The organism is Photorhabdus tasmaniensis (assembly GCF_011189505.1).
Lineage (GTDB): Bacteria > Pseudomonadota > Gammaproteobacteria > Enterobacterales > Enterobacteriaceae > Photorhabdus > Photorhabdus tasmaniensis.
This window is the reverse complement of sequence record NZ_PUJU01000001.1, coordinates 10,570-28,431: the sequence shown is the minus strand read 5'-3', so window position 1 is coordinate 28,431 and position 17,862 is coordinate 10,570. Positions and strand designations below refer to the sequence as shown.

At 51.8% G+C, this 17,862-nt stretch carries 1 protein-coding gene; it reads left to right on the top strand.

What is annotated here, in order from left to right; translation table 11 throughout:
- Positions 1-459: 459 nt before the first annotated feature.
- A complete protein-coding gene (locus C5471_RS00090) occupies positions 460-17,772 on the top strand; it encodes a non-ribosomal peptide synthetase (protein ID WP_133813636.1) in 17,313 nt (5,770 codons plus the stop codon).
- The last annotated feature ends 90 nt before the right edge of the window (positions 17,773-17,862 follow it).

The following is a 17,862-nucleotide window of genomic DNA, read 5'->3' as shown; positions in this document are numbered from 1 at the left end:
GTCTGAAAAATCGTATCAAAGAACGATCTAACTGTAATGCATCTCATTACAAGCAATATTTTATTGTATTAATTGTTATAAAATAATACCGAATGTAATTATTATTAATCTGGGATTATATTTTTACCTATTAGGTATAATAAGTGCAGTCAATAAAAATTGAAGGAGTTTATCTAAAAAATAGGAACAGAAATGGAATGTCTTATTCCGATTCACCAGAAGAATCATTTACTTTGTTGTCAGGAAAATTATTGTTACGTAGTTGTTGATTTTATAACTATTAATCGGGCTATTGCATTTAAAGCCTGATAGAAAGTGCTGCCTAAGTATCTTAATTAATGCTTGATGTGTTCGTTGCATTCTTCTCCAGTCAAATAGACAAAAAGTAGGAAAAAACGTCTGTGGTGACTCCCGGGATTAATAGTCTTCAAATATCTAACAAATTCGTTGAGGTAATAGATGAAAGGTAACATTGCTACAGCGGGAAATGTTCTTAAAGACGAAGCTCTCTCTCAGATGTCATGTGAAAATATAACTCATAATACGTATGATACATCGATTCCACCACGAGAATGCATTGTGGTGGGGGGAACAACCCTGGCGGTGTTTTGCGCCGAGCAAATTTTGGCGGCTGGACATACCATACAAGCAGTGCTGCCTACTGATACTGTTCTACAAACATGGGCTGCCCAGCAAGGGATTGTTTGTGTGAACTCAGTTGATGCATTACAGGAACAAATTACGTTACACCCTGCCGATTGGCTTTTTTCAATCGTTAATCCAATCATCCTGCCGGTGTCGCTCATTGAACAAATTCGTGGCGGGGCTTTTAATTATCATGATAGTCCTTTGCCTCGTTATGCGGGCAGTCATGCAACGTCTTGGGCGCTGTTAGCGAGGGAAACATCGTATGCCGTTTCTTGGCACTGTATTGAAGGCGATGTGAATGCCGGAAACATCGCGGTGCAATGGCCGGTATCGATTGAAGAACAGGATAATGCTTTCTCATTGAATCTGAAATGTTACCAGGCGGCTCAGAAAGGATTTGTTGAACTACTGAAAAATCTGGGACGCGACGCACTGGTGACTGATCCTCAGGATCTCTCGCAACGGAGTTTTTATGCTCAGTCACGTCGCCCCGATTGGGGGGGATATTTGTGTTGGGAGCAGTCGGGAGAAGTCCTGTCAGCTTTAGTGCGGGCATTAGATTTTGGGGAGAATTATTTAAATCCATTGGGTTGCCCGAAGCTATTACTGAAACAGGGCCCGGTACAAATTTCCTGGCTTCAGCGGTTGAACACGTGCTCTGATAGCGTACCCGGTACGTTGATTAGTGTGGAGGAGGATGCCTGGCAGGTGACGACCGGCAGTGAGGATGTCCGGATTGGGGGATTCGCCACCCTTGAAGGTCAGTTGCTGTCTGCCAGAGAGCTTGCCGATATATCGGAACTTAGACCGGGCAAACAGCTTCCTTTATTCTTCTCACAACAAGCGCAGAATGTAAAAGATACCCTTCAAGTACTCGCACCCAGTGAACCATTTTGGTATGAGCGTCTTGCTTCATTGCAACCACTCCAGTTGCCTTTTGAAATGATTGGGGAACAGGTAGAACCCCGATGGGGGATGAGCCCCTGGCAGCCTCCATTACTAAAAAATGCTGGAGAAGATCCATTACAGGCATTATTGCAGGTATTCGTTATCTATCTTGTGCGCTTGACTCAGCAGACTGAACTCCAAATCGGCTGGTGTGTGGATGGGGCAGAAGATAAATCAGATATATTGACCGGGTTGTCATCGGTGGTGCCGATGGTTGTTGAGGTAGCGTTTGATAAGCCGTGGTCTGTGGTAGCTGATTGGATTGATAACGAGCTTATCCAATTGGCACGGCACCGCACATTTAGTCGTGATCTTCTTTCCCGTTTTCCTTCACTGCGGGCTATCCCGGAATTAAGAACAAGCCGACCGTGGCAGATCGCCGTTTCTGTGATACAGGATGACAAATCGTGTGATCAGGCGGTGCCGGGCGAATTGCTGACGCTGCAAATCAATGCGCAGGGCGGTTTTCGTTGGATCTACGATGAAAACCGCTTGAGCACGGAAAAGGTTCTGCGCATGGGTGAACATTTACAGATGCTGGCAGAGTCAAAAAGGCAGGGAGAGGAAGTTCCTGTCTGGCAGCTTAATTTGTTGTCTGAAGCTGAACGTACCTTGCTACTGGAAACCTGGAACGCCACGGAAACCCCTTATCCTGATCCATTATGTATTCACCAATTATTCGAGCAACAGGCAGAACAGGCCCCGCACGCCACAGCGTTGGAATATCAAGAACAGACCCTCAGTTATGCGGAACTGAATACCCGTGCTAACCGGCTGGCTCATCAACTGATTGCGTTGGGCGTCACACCGGACCAGCGGGTAGCGATTTGTGTGGAGCGCTCCCCGATGATGATGGTGTCATTGCTGGCAGTGCTGAAAGCCGGTGGGGCTTATGTGCCGCTGGATTCAACTTATCCGAGGGAACGTCTGGCGTATATTCTGAATGATAGTGCGCCGTCAGTGGTGCTGGTTGATGAAGCTGGCCGGGCGGCGCTGGGCGAACAGGCGCTGGTAGGCGTGACGATATTCGACCCGAATATTCAACTTAACCAGCCTGACAGCAACCCGCAGATCCCGACGTTGACGCCCCAGCATCTGGCCTATGTGATTTACACCTCCGGTTCAACCGGGCAGCCGAAAGGGGTAATGGTGGAACATCAGGCGATTTATCAACGTTATCTGGGCTTTAATGATACCTATGCCGTTACCTCGCAAGACCGGCTATTGCAATTTGCCGCGTTTGCGTTTGATGTTTCAGTGGAAGATTTCTTCTCGTCATTATGCAACGGGGCCACACTGGTTATCCGGGATGATAGCTGGCTGGCTTCGATACCAGAATTTGTTGCCTTAACCCGGCAATATCGTATTACGGTGATGTCACTGCCGACTTTGTTCTGGTCTGAACTGGCGGCCAGAGATCCGGGATTACCTCTGCCGGATTGTCTCCGGCTCATCATCATTGGGGGTGAGGCGGTGAAAAAGAGCGCCATTCAGGCGTGGTTTAAGCAGGCAGGCCACCAGCCCCGGCTATTGAATGGTTATGGTCCGACGGAAAACACCGTGACGGTGACCTATAAGGATGTGTTATCCCCGGGAGATGCCCGTTCTATCGGCCGACCGGCTAAAAATGCCCGTATCTATCTGTTGGACAAATATGGCGAACTGGTACCTGCGGGTTGCGTGGGCGAGATGTACATTGGTGGTGTGGGTGTGGCTCGGGGTTATCTCAACCGGCCAGCGTTGAGCGTGGAACGTTTTATGCTGGATCCTTTTAGTCCGGTATCCGGCGAACGGATGTATCGCACTGGGGATTTAGCCCGCTACCTGCTGGACGGTGACCTCGAATTCCTGGGCCGTAACGATAATCAGGTGAAAATTCGCGGTTTTCGAATTGAACTGGGGGAAATTGAAACCCGACTGATGGAACACCCGGCGGTACAAGAGGCGGCGGTGCTGGCATTGGATAGCGATCAAGGCAAACGGCTGGTGGCCTATGTGGAGGCGGAAGCGAATGAGAGATTGGCGGCTGATTTACGTGAATACCTGAGTGCCATTTTACCTGACTATATGGTACCGGCGGCTTTTGTGCGTCTGGATACCTTCCCGCAGACCCCGAGTGGCAAGTTAGATCGCCGGGCGTTGCCTGCGCCCGGGGAAGACGATTTTGCCCGTCAGATTTATGAAGCCCCACAAGGGAAGGCTGAAATCACTCTGTCGACCATCTGGCGTGAGTTATTGGGCATTGAACAAATCAGTCGGCATGACAGTTTCTTTGCGTTGGGCGGTCATTCCCTACTCGGCGTACAGATGATTGAACGTTTGCGTCATCTGGATTTGACTCTGACGGCGCGTGATCTGTTCCAGTCGCCGGTGCTGTCGGCATTAGCCCAAACGTTGGGACAGCATCAGGCTGTGATAGTCCCGCCTAACGTCATCACACCGACAACCACAGAGTTGACGCCGGAGATGTTGCCGCTGATTGATTTGACCCAGACTGACATTGACCGCATCGTCGGGCAGGTACCGGGGGGAATAGCGAATATTCAGGATATCTATGCGTTGTCGCCGTTACAGGACGGTATCCTATTCCACCACCTGTTGGAACAGGAAGGTGACCCCTATCTGGTACTCTATCCGGTAGCTTTTGCTAACCGCGCTTTACTGGAGCGTTATCTGGCGGCGGTACAACAGGCGATTGATCGCCATGATATCTTGCGGACGGCTTTTATCTGGCAAGGATTGTCAGTCCCGGCGCAGGTGGTCTGGCGTCGGGCGCGGTTGCCCGTGACGGAACTGACCCTAGATCCGGCTGACGGTCCCGTCATCGACCAGTTAACCCGGCGTTTTGATCCTGCTCAGTATCGTCTTGACTTGCATCAGGCACCGCTACTGCATTTTGTTATCGCTCAGGAAACCGATGGCCGCTGGTTCTTATTGGAGTTGCAGCATCATTTGATTGGCGACCACGAAACGATGGAAGTCATGCACCGTGAAGTGCGGGCCTATTTTACCGGACAGGGGGATCATCTGCCTGCGCCGGTGCCGTTCCGTAATCTGGTGGCTGAGGCCCGGTTGGGAGTGAGTCAGGCAGCGCATACCCGTTTCTTCACCGATATGTTGGCGGTAGTGGATGAGCCAACGTTGCCGTTCGGGCTGACAGGTGTGTATCGTGATGGATCTCAGAAGACAGAATCCCATCGGATGTTAGCTCCTGAGTTAAATGACCGTCTGCGCAGTCAGGCCCGGCATTTGGGCGTCAGTCTGGCGGCGTTGTGTCATCTGGCCTGGGCGCAAGTGTTATCGCGTACCAGCGGACAGGAGAAAGTGGTGTTTGGTACCGTCCTGTTTGGGCGTATGGCCGTGGGGGAAGGAATGGGATTGTTCATCAATACCCTGCCGCTGCGGCTGGATATGGATGAGACCCCGGTACGGGACAGTGTGCGGGAGGCGCATCTGCGGCTGGCTGAATTGTTGGAGCATGAACATGCTCCATTGGCGCTGGCTCAACGATGCAGTGGGGTTGACAGTGGTACGCCGCTCTTTAGCGCCCTGTTGAACTATCGCCATAATGAGCAGCCCGATCTTTTGGATGAAACAATGGCCGGGATTGAATTCCTGGGCGAACAGGAGCGAACTAACTATCCGTTTGTGCTGTCGGTAGAGGATGGCGGTTCTACTCTTGGTCTGACGGCTCAGGTAGCACAACCGTTTGATCCGGAAAGCCTATGCGGTTATATGCAACAGGCACTGGAGAGTCTGGTGGAAGCGCTGAAGCAAACCCCGGAAATGCCCGTTCGGGTATTGGATATCCTGCCGGAAGCGGAGCGTACTTTGTTGTTAGAAACCTGGAATGCCACGGAAACCGTCTATCCTGATCAGTTATGTGTCCATCAGTTATTTGAACAACAGGTGGAGAAAACTCCAACGGCGACGGCGCTGCTCGCAGGTGATAAAACCCTAAGCTATACGGAACTGAATACTCGTGCTAACCGGCTGGCTCATCAGTTAATCGAACAAGGGGTGTGTCCCGGTGATCATATTGCGCTCCTATTAGAGCGATCGATAGAACTGGTGGTGGCCCAATTGGCGATTCTTAAAGTCGGCGCTGTTTACATGCCAGTTGATCCCAGTGTGCCGGATGAGCGGAAGAATTGGCTCATAAATGACTGTTCAGCTAAATTGCTGATTACTGATGAACAATCTGAGATTCCGGTCGGCCTCTTGGTTCCGCTGTTTCGCCTCTCTGATGAGACAGACATGAACAGAGAGGAAGATTGTCCCAACCCTGATTTACCGCGTTCCAGCGCTGATTTAGCGTATATCATGTACACCTCTGGTTCCACCGGTACCCCAAAAGGGGTGTTGGTACCCCATCGTGCGGTGGTCCGGTTGGTCATCAATAATGGCTATGCCGAAATCGGCCATGATGATCGGGTTGCCTTTACAGCTAATCCCGCTTTCGATGCCAGCACATTTGAAGTTTGGGCTCCATTACTCAGTGGCGGGGCGTTGGTGGTTATTGACCGCGCCACGTTATTAACACCACAGGAGTTAGTACGGGTTTTACAGGCCCACTACATCACAGTGCTGTGGCTGACTATCGGGTTGTTTAACCGGCTGGCGGCAGAGTTATCCCCGGTTCTGCCGCAGATTAATATCCTGATTTTCGGGGGTGATATCCCCGATTTACATGTGATTGCTCAAGTTCTGGATAATCGCCCGCCGCAACAATTATTACAAGCTTATGGTCCGAGTGAGGGAACCACTTTTACCACTATGTATCCTATTGTGGCATTAGCGCAGGGAGTGACCCGGATCCCCATTGGTCGGCCGATAGCCAATACACGTATTTATCTGCTGGATGCTTACGGTCAACCGGTACCGACAGGGGCGATTGGTGAGATTTATGTGGGGGGAGATGGGGTTGCCTGTGGTTATCTTAATCGCCCTGACCAGACTGCTGAACGTTTTCTGACAGATCCCTTTAGTGATCAACCGAATGCGCGCATGTATCGGACCGGGGATTTAGCCTGTTATCTGCCGGATGGCAATCTGGAATTCTTGGGCCGTAATGACCAACAGGTTAAAATCCGCGGCTTCCGCATTGAACCGGGGGAGATTGAGAATCGTCTGGTGGAGCATTCGGCGGTGCGAGAGGCGGCTGTGTTGGCGTTAGGTGATGGGCCGGAAAAACGGCTGGTGGCCTATGTGGTGGCGAAAGCCCATGAGGGGCTGGTGGTTAGTCTGCGTGATCACCTGAGTGCCATTTTACCGGATTACATGGTGCCGACAGCCTTTGTGTGTCTGGATGGGTTTCCATTAACCCCGAATGGTAAGTTGGATCGCCGGGCATTGCCAGCACCGGACAATGAAGCTTTGGCCCGTCAGGTTTATGCTGCGCCATACGGAGAAACGGAAATGGCGCTGGCGGCAATCTGGCGTGAATTACTGGGGATCGAACAGGTCAGCCGGTATGACAGCTTTTTTGCATTGGGCGGTCACTCGCTACTCGTTGTACGGATGGTTGAATACTTGCGTCACTTGGGTTTAACGCTGGCGGTGCGTGACCTGTTCCAGTCGCCAGTGTTGTTTGAATTAGCACAAACACTGAGGCAGCAACCGGTTATGGCGGTGCCGCCGAATGTGATTACGTCAGCGACGACGAAAATTACCCCGGAAATGTTGCCGCTGATTGATCTGACTCAGGCTGAGATTGATCGTATCGTCGAGCAGGTACCGGGTGGGATAGCTAATATTCAGGATATCTATGCCCTGTCGCCGTTGCAGGACGGTATTTTGTTCCACCACTTATTGGCAAGTGAAGGTGATCCCTATCTGGTGGTTAGTCAGATGGCCTTTGCTGACCGTTCTCTGTTAGACCATTATTTGGCGGCGGTGCAACAGGTGATTGATCGCCATGATATTCTGCGTACCGCCTTGATCTGGCAAGAGTTGTCAGTGCCGGCTCAGGTAGTCTGGCGTCAGGCATCCTTGTCGGTGACTGAGCTGGCGCTGGACCCAGCTGATGGCCCGGTTTGTGATCAACTCGTTCAACGTTTTAATCCCCGTCATTATCGTCTCGATTTGGGGCAGGCCCCGTTGTTGCGTTTTGTGGTGGCGCAGGAGACTGATGGCCGCTGGTTGTTACTGGAATTGCAGCATCACCTGATTGGCGACCATACCGCAACGAAAGTAATGAACCGTGAAGTGCGGGCGTACCTTGCCGGACAAGGGAATAGCCTGCCTGACCCGGTACCGTTCCGCAATCTGGTGGCTCAAGCCCGGCTAGGGGGAGATCAGGAAGCGCATACTCGTTTCTTTACCGAGATGTTGGTGAAGGTGGATGAGCCAACGCTGCCGTTCGGGCTGGCGGATGTGCATCGTGATGGATCTCAGGAGATAGCATCCCATCTGCTGCTGACGGCCAGTTTGAACGACCGTCTGCGTAGTCAGGCCCGGCGTTTGGGTGTCAGTCTGGCGGCGTTGTGTCATTTGGCTTGGGCGCAGGTATTGTCGTGTACCAGTGGTCAGGAGAAAGTGGTGTTTGGCACCGTGCTGTTTGGGCGCATGGCGGCGGGAGAAGGGGCAGACAACGGCATGGGGCTGTTTATTAATACCCTGCCGCTACGGCTGGACATCGATGATACGCCGGTATGGGACAGTGTACAGGCAGTACATACCCGGCTGGCGGGATTGTTGGAGCATGAACATGCCTCACTAGCGCTGGCTCAACGATGCAGTGGGGTTGTCAGTGGTACACCCCTCTTTAGTGCCCTGATGAACTACCGCCATAATGAGCAGCTTGATCCTTTGGATGAAATAATAGACGGGATTGAATTTCTGGGCGAACAAGAGAGCACTAACTACCCCTTTGGGATGTCGGTGGAGGACGATGGCGCTACATTGGGGTTGATCGCTCATGTGGTGCGACCGTTTGATCCGGAAAGCTTATGCAATTATATGCAGCAGGCGCTGGAGAGTTTGGTAGAGGCCCTAGAGCAGGCCCCAGAGACGCCGGTACGAACACTGAATATCCTGCCTGAAACCGAACGCACATTATTACTGGAAACTTGGAACGCCACGGAGACCCCGTATCCTGAGGCGTTATGTATTCATCAGTTGTTTGAACAACAAGTGGAGCAAACCCCGGAGGCCACGGCACTGGTGTATCAAGAGCAGACACTGAGTTATGCCGAGTTGAACGCCTGCGCCAACCGGTTGGCCCATCAACTGATTACATTCGGCGTAATACCGGAGCAACGGGTAGCGATTTGCGTGGCACGCTCCCCCGCGATGGTGGTGGCGTTGTTGGCGGTGTTGAAAGCCGGTGGAGCTTATGTGCCGCTGGACTCAACTTACCCGCAGGAGCGTCTGACGTATATCCTGCATGACTCTGCCCCGTCAGTGGTATTGGCTGATGCGATCGGACAGGCCGCACTGGGTAGCGAGGGGCTGGCCGGGCTGACGGTAATTGATCCGAATATCCAGCCTGACCAACCGAACAACAATCCATTAGTGACTGCATTAACGCCGCAGCATCTGGCCTATGCGATTTACACCTCCGGTTCAACCGGGCAGCCGAAAGGAGTGATGGTAGAACATCAGGCTGTGTATCAACGTTATCTGGGGGTTAATGAACCCTATGCCATCACCGCGCAAGACCAGGTGTTGCAATTTGCGGCTTTTGCGTTTGATGTTTCAGTGGAAGAGTGCTTCTCGTCATTATGCAACGGAGCCACGCTGGTCATTCGTGATGATAGCTGGCTAGCTTCAATGGCAGAATTTATTGCTTTAGCCCGGCAAAGCCGTATCACGGTGATGTTTCTGCCGACTTTATTCTGGTCTGAACTGGCGGCCAGAGACGACGGATTATCGTTGCCGGAGTGTCTCCGGTTGATCATCATTGGCAGTGAGGCGGTTAAAAAGAACGCTATTCAGGAGTGGTTTAGGCAGGAAGGTCACCGACCCCAGCTATTGAATGCATATGGTCCGACGGAAAATACCGTGACGGCGACCTGTAAAGAAATATTATCCCCGGCAGACGATCGTTCTATCGGTCGACCGATTAGAAATACGCGTGTTTACCTGCTGGACAAATACAGCCAACCAGTGCCATTGGGCTGTGTGGGTGAAATGTATATTGGTGGCGTGGGGGTGGCACGGGGTTATCTGAATCGACTGACATTGAGCGAGGAACGGTTTATACCCGACCCCTTTAGTCCAGTGTCCAATGCGCGGATGTATCGCACCGGGGATTTAGCGCGTTATTTGCCGGACGGTGAGTTGGAATTCTTCGGTCGTAACGACCAACAGGTCAAAATTCGCGGCTTCCGGGTTGAACTGGGGGAAATTGAAACTCGGCTGGTGGAACACCCGGCGGTACAAGAAGCGGCGGTGCTGGCGCTGGATGATGAGCTGGGCAAACGGCTGGTCGCCTATGTAGCGGCACAAGCGCATGAGAGATTGACTGCTGATTTACGTGAACACCTGCACGCGGTTTTACCTGATTATATGATACCGGCAGCCTTTGTGCGGCTGGATAGCTTCCCGCAAACGCCGAATGGCAAGCTGGATCGCCTGGCGTTGCCTGCGCCGGGGGAGGCGGCGTTTGCCCGCCAAGTTTATGAAGCCCCGCAAGGGAAGATAGAAACGATGCTGGCGGCTGTTTGGTGTGAATTGCTGAATGTTGGGCAGATTAGTCGGCATGACAGCTTCTTTGCATTGGGCGGCCACTCCCTGCTCGCCGTGCGCATGATTGAACGATTGCGGCGTATTGGTCTGGGCGTATCAGTACAAACGCTATTCCAACATCCAACTCTCGGTGTTCTGGCACAGTCTCTGGTTCAGCATGATGAAATCCGGGTGCCTGACAACGGTATTACATCGGATACGACGGTGCTGACACCGGCGATGTTGCCGCTGATTGATTTAACTCAGGCTGATATTGACCACATCGTCGGACAGGTACCGGGCGGGATGGCGAATATTCAGGATATCTATGCACTGTCGCCGTTGCAGGATGGCATTTTGTTCCACCATCTGCTGGAGAGTGAAGGTGATACGTATCTGTTAGTCAGCCAGATGGTTTTTGCTGACCGGGCGCTGTTGGATCGTTATCTGGCGGCGATTCAACGGACCATTGATCGGCACGATATTTTACGTACCGCCTTTATCTGGCAGGGATTGTCAGTATCGGCGCAGGTGGTCTGGCGTCAGGCCCCATTGTCAGTGACTGAACTGGTTCTGAACCCGGCTGACGGTCCGGTCAGTGACCAGTTAACCCGGCGTTTTGATCCCGCTCACTATCGTCTTGACCTGAGCCAAGCCCCGTTACTGCGTTTTGTTATTGCGCAGGAAACGGATGGTCGTTGGTTGTTACTGGAATTGCATCATCACTTGATCGGTGACCATGAAACGATGGAAATGATGCACCGCGAAGTGCAGGCGTATCTGACGGGGCAAGAGGAACGCTTGCCGGCGCCGGTTCCGTTCCGCAATCTGGTGGCGCAGGCCCGGTTGGGTGTCAGTCAGGAAGAACACACCCGCTTCTTTACCGAGATGCTGGCGGAGGTGGATGAATCGACGTTGCCGTTTGGATTGACGGAGGTACGTCGTGACGGTTCTCAGGTGACGGAATCTCACCGGATGCTGGTTCCTGAGCTAAATGACCGTTTGCGTAGTCAGGCTAGGCGTTTGGGTGTCAGTCTGGCGGCGCTGTGTCATCTGGCCTGGGCGCAGGTGTTGTCCTGTACCAGTGGTCAGCAGAGTGTCGTGTTTGGTACGGTGCTGTTTGGGCGTATGCAGGCGGGAGACGGTGCTGACAATGGCATGGGGTTGTTTATCAATACTTTGCCGTTGCGGCTGGATATCGATGAGACCCCAGTGCGGGACAGTGTGCAGGTCGCCCATACCCGATTCGGCGGATTATTGGCGCATGAGCATGCTTCATTGGCACTGGCCCAGCGATGCAGTGGGATTGCCAGCGGTACACCGCTCTTTAGCGCGCTGTTGAACTATCGACATAATGCTTTGTCGGCAACGTCAGATGAACTGATAAACGGTATTGAGTTTCTTGACGCACAGGAGCGAACTAACTACCCGTTTGTGCTGTCGGTGGAGGATTTTGGTGAATCTCTGGGACTGACGGCTCAGGTAGTGCAACCGTTTGATCCGGAAAGTCTATGCGGTTATATGCAACAGGCGCTGGAAAGTCTGGTAGACGCTTTGGAGCAAGCGCCGGAGACACCGATACGCGCCTTGAATATCCTACCCGAAACGGAACGCACGCTGTTACTGGAAACTTGGAATGCTACAGAGACCCCTTACCCTGAGGCGTTATGTATTCATCAGTTGTTTGAACAACAGGTGGAGAAAACTCCGGAGGCCACGGCACTGATAGCGGGAGATAAAACCTTCAGCTATATGGAACTGAATACATGCGCTAACCGATTGGCCCGTCAGTTAATCGAACAGGGGATTCGCCCTGATGACCATATTGCGATCCTGTTAGATCGCTCAATGGAACTAGTGGTGGCCCAATTGGCGATTCTCAAAGCTGGCGCTGTTTACGTGCCGGTTGATCCCAGTATGCCGGATGAGAGGAAAAACTGGCTGATAAGTGATTGTTCTGCCCGGTTGCTGCTTACCGATACACGGACTGATATTCCGGCTAACTTGCTTATTCCGTTGTTGCGTCTCTCGGATGAGAAAAGTGCGAACAGAGAGCGGGATCGTATCAATCCTGATGTGCCGCGTTCCAGCACAGAATTGGCGTATATCATGTACACCTCCGGCTCTACCGGCACACCCAAAGGGGTTTTGGTGCGGCATCGTGCTATGGTCCGGCTGGTCATCAATAATGGCTATGCCAACATCGGACCGGAGGATCGGGTTGCCTTTACGGCTAATCCGGCTTTCGATGCCAGCACGTTTGAAGTTTGGGCACCATTGCTTAACGGTGGTGCTTTAGTGGTTATCGACCGTGCTACCTTATTAACACCACAGGAGTTAGTACGGGTTTTACAGGCCCACCGCATCACGGTTCTGTGGCTGACTATTGGGTTGTTTAACCGGTTGGCGGCAGAGTTATCTCCCATTCTTCCACAAATTAAGATCCTGATTTTCGGGGGGGATATACCCGATTTACAGGTGATTGCTCAGGTTCTGGATAATCGTCCGCCACAGCAATTATTGCAGGCTTATGGTCCGAGTGAGGGAACCACCTTTACCACCATGTATCCTATCGAAGCGTTACCACAGGGAGCGACCCGAATCCCCATTGGCCGACCAATAGCGAATACACGAGTTTATCTGCTGGATGCTTATGGTCAACCGGTACCGCCAGGTGTGATCGGTGAAATTTATGTCGGTGGCGATGGGGTAGCCCAAGGTTATCTCAATCGTCCTGAGTTAACCGCTGAACGTTTCCTTATCGATCCGTTTAGTGATGAACCTGATGCGCGCATGTACCGCACCGGGGATTTGGCCCGTTACCTACCGGACGGTAATCTGGAGTTCCTTGGCCGTAATGACCAGCAGGTTAAAATCCGAGGCTTCCGGATTGAACCGGGAGAAATTGAGGCGTGTCTGGTAGAACACCCGGCGGTACGTGAGGCGGCTGTGTTGGCGCTAGGTGATGGACCGGATAAACGGCTAGTGGCCTATGTGGTGGCACCTGTGGATGACGGGCTGGTGAATAACTTACGTGCTCACCTGAGTAAAATTTTGCCTGATTATATGGTGCCATCAGCCTTTGTACGGCTGGATACGTTTCCGTTGACGCCGAACGGTAAGCTGGATCGTCGGGCGCTACCGGCACCGGACAGTGAAGCCGTTGCCCGTCAGGCTTACGTAGCGCCACAAGGCGAACCGGAAATGGCGTTGGCGGCGATCTGGCGTGAATTACTGGGGATTGAACAGGTTAGTCGGTATGACAGCTTCTTCGCGTTGGGCGGCCATTCACTGCTCGCTGTACGGATGATTGAACGCTTGCGTCACTTGGGGTTGACACTGGCGGCGCGTGATCTGTTCCAGTCTCCGGTGTTGTTAGATCTGGCTCAGAAGTTAGGACAGCATCAGGCTGTAATCGTGCCGGATAACGTGATCACCCCGGCAACTACGACGCTGACACCGGAAATGTTGCCGCTAATTGATTTGACTCAAGCTAACATTGACCGCATCGTCGGGCAAGTGCCGGGTGGGGTTGCCAATATTCAGGATATCTATGCGTTGTCGCCGTTGCAGGACGGTATTTTGTTTCACCACCTACTGGCAAACAAAGGGGACCCCTATTTATTAACCGGTCAGATGGTCTTTACTGAGCGGACTCTGCTGGACCGTTATCTGGCGGCGGTGCAACAGGTAGTTAATAGACACGATATCCTGCGTACCGCCTTTATCTGGCAAGGATTGTCAGTGCCCGCCCAAGTGGTTTGGCGTCAGGCATCCTTGTCGGTGACTGAGTTGACACTGAATCCAGCCGATGGACCGGTTAGCGGGCAATTGGCTGAGCGTTTTGATCCCCGTCACCATCGTTTAGACCTAAGTGAAGCCCCGTTACTGCGCTTTGTGGTAGCACAGGAAACCGATGGCCGTTGGGTTGTACTGCAATTGCTGCATCATCTGATTGGCGACCATACCACGCTGGACGTGATGAACCGTGAAGTACAAGCTTATCTGGACAGGCACGAGGAGAGCCTGCCAACGCCGACACCTTTCCGCAATTTGGTGGCGCAGGCCCGGTTAGGGGTGGGTCAGGAAGCGCATATTCGCTTCTTTACCGATATGTTGGCCGGGGTGGATGAACCCACGCTGCCGTTTGGGTTGACAGAGGTGCATCGTGATGGTTCGCAGGTGACGGAATCGCAGCGGATGTTGGCTCCTGAGCTGAATGACCGTCTGCGTGGTCAAGCCCGGTGTTTGGGGGTCAGTCTGGCTGCTTTATGTCATTTGGCTTGGGCGCAGGTATTGTCGCGTACCAGCGGACAGGAACAGGTGGTGTTCGGTACCGTAATATTTGGGCGTATGGCAGTGGGGAAAGGGGTTGACAGCGGCATGGGGGTGTTTATCAATACCTTGCCGTTGCGGCTGGGTATGGATGATACGCCGGTGCGTGATAGTGTACAGGCAGTACATAGCCGGTTAGCGGGATTGTTGGAGCATGAACACGCCTCACTGGCGCTGGTCCAGCGTTGTAGTGGGGTGCGGGATGGCGTGCCACTGTTTAGCGCACTGTTGAACTACCGACATAATGATCAGTCGGACCCTTTGGATGAAACGATAGACGGTATTGAATTCCTTGGTGCGCAGGAGTTTACCAACTATCCGTTTGCCTTGTCGGTGGAGGATTTTGGTGACGCACTGGGGCTGACTGCTCAAGTGATCCAGCCGTTTGAGCCTGAACGGGTATGTGGCTATATGCAACAGGCACTGGAGAGCTTGGCGGCGGCGCTGGAACAGACCCCGGAAACGCCGGTACGGACATTGAACATTCTGCCTGAAACGGAGTGTACGTTACTGTTGAACACTTGGAATGCGACGGAAACCTCGTATATTAACCCGTTATGTATTCATCAATTGTTTGAACAACAGGTGGAGCAAACTCCTGACGCGACAGCGTTAATCTATGAGGAACAAACCCTTAGTTATGCCGAATTAAATGCTCGTGCTAACCGGTTGGCTCATCAGTTGATTGCGCTAGGTGCTGTGCCTGAACAGCGAGTGGCGATTTGCGTGACCCGTTCACCGGCGATGGTAATGGGATTGTTGGCGGTGCTGAAAGCTGGCGCGGCTTATGTGCCGCTGGATCCGGATTATCCGGGCGAACGCCTATCACATATTTTGGCCGATGTTTCACCGGTTATTTTGCTGGCTGATGTCGTTGGGCGTACAACGTTGGGCGAGAACGTACTGACCGGGCTGACAGTGCTTGATCCGAATACATTGCCTGATCAGCCAGACAGCAATCCACAGATACCTGAATTGACCTCACGGCATCTGGCGTATGTGATTTACACCTCCGGTTCGACCGGCACACCGAAGGGGGTGATGGTTGAGCATAGGCAACTGGTCAGTCAAATTACTTCGCTGAACACGAAGTGGTTATTTAATGCATCTGACCGCATATTACAATTTTGTAACCTTTCTTTTGATGTTTGTGTATCAGAAATATTTTGTGCAATAACACAGGGAGCACAATTAGTCTTAAGGACAAATCAATGGACCCTGAGTGCACAGGAATTCTGGCGTCTGTGTGAGTCTTATAAAATTACCTACATCGCAATACCTGCTCAATTCTGGCGGATAATATCAGATATTAATGAAGACGATATCTATCAGGGCTTAAGGATTATTTGCATTGGTGGGGAAGCAATACCTGATCATGAGTTACAACGTTGGCTATTGGTTCACGGTGAAAACCTTGTTCTGGTTAATTGCTACGGTCCTACAGAAGCCACGATTACCACGACGACATCTTGCCTAAACGAGGGGATGGGGCAGGCCAATGTCATTGGTCGTCCGCTGCCGAATACACGGGTTTACCTGCTCGACGTTCAGGGGCAGCCAGTACCGTTAGGCGCGGTGGGGGAATTGTATATTGGGGGGGCTGGTGTAGCGCGGGGTTATCTCAACCGTGCTGAACTGACCGCTGAATACTTCCTGACTGATCCGTTTAGCGATAATCCAAATGCACGGATGTATCGAAGCGGGGATTTGGTTCGCTACTTGCCGGATGGCAATCTGGAATTCTTGGGGCGTAATGATCATCAGGTGAAAATTCGGGGCTTTCGAGTTGAACCGGGTGAAATTGAGGCCCGGTTGGTGGAGCATTCTGCGGTAAGTCAATCTGTGGTGCTGGCGTTGGGTGAAGGGCAGGACAAACGCTTGGTGGCTTATGTGGTGGCGCAAGCGGATGAAAAGTTAGTGAATAGTTTGCGTACCCACTTGAGTGCCATTTTACCTGACTATATGGTGCCGTCAGCCTTTGTGTGTCTGGACGCTTTTCCATGGACGCCAAACGGTAAGTTGGATCGTCATGCGTTACCGGAGCCGGACAGTGAAGCGTTTGCTCGTCAGGTTTACGAGGCTCCACAAGGCGAAACGGAAACCGCATTAGCAGAGATTTGGTGTGAATTGCTAGGGATTGAGCAGGTTAGCCGGTATGACAATTTCTTCGCGTTGGGCGGTCACTCGCTGCTTGCTATGCGAATGATGAATCTTGCCGCTGGCCGAGGTTTGATTTTTACATTGAATACTTTGTTCCAATTCCCTGGGTTGTCCGAATTGGCCGCAAAAATCACCTCAGATTTATTGTATCAGCCGCAAAGCCGCGCTATATCGGTGCGACCTGATGGAACAGGATTGCCATTGTTCTTTGTTCCCAGTGGCATGGGTGATTATTCTTATGTCTTCGGGCTGGCTCAACATATCCTGTCGGGCTACCCGATTTATGCGCTACCTTGGCCATCCATCAGTGAAGAACCGATGTTAACGATGGAAGAGCAGGCAGCTAGAATGATCACCTTGATGAAAGCTGTTCAACCGGCAGGCCCGTACCGGATAAGTGGCTACTCTTCTGGTGGGATATTGGCTTATGCCATTGTCCAGCGGCTTTTGAGTGCTGGCGAGCGGGTCGATTTCCTAGGGCTGATTGATACACCTGCGCCTTATTATTTTGGCAAAGAGGCCATGCAGTCCAAACATCATTTCTTTACTGAGCTGGCCCGGCAGTCAGGGGAGGCGTGCAAAGAAGAGATTGCGGCGTTATATCAGCGAATTGATGAGCTAAATTTGGTTCAGTTTATTACTGCAGCGCAAGAATTGGCGTTATATCCAGCAAACCTGCGTGCTGATGTGATTGCGAAATGTTGGCAGCAGATCGAACGTTACACACAAATAGTTACGAATTATGAGCCGCCAGCATTAGCAATAACGCTGCATCAGTTCTATGCGGTAGAACCTTCTCCCGCTGTTTCTTTTGTGATGGATGGAAATCCAGAGCCCGTGAGCATAGAACCGTCGTTAGGTTGGGAACGGGTAATGCCCGACACTTCACTTCAATTGATTGCTATTCCGGCTAATCATTTTAGTTTATTGGAGGATAATGAGAATAAAGCCACTTTAGCTCAGGCTTTGAATATGGCATTGATAACCAATTGCGATGGAGCGGTAGTGTAATACTAATATAATCAGTAGTATTGGATAATTTAACCTTGATATGATAATCCGGTATATGTTGTTTATACCGGATTTTTATTCTCAACTTAA

Bases quoted from the DNA above. Each gene is read 5' to 3' on its own strand.
- C5471_RS00090 (WP_133813636.1), top strand. From the start codon at position 460: ATGAAAGGTAACATTGCTACAGCGGGAAATGTTCTTAAAGACGAAGCT.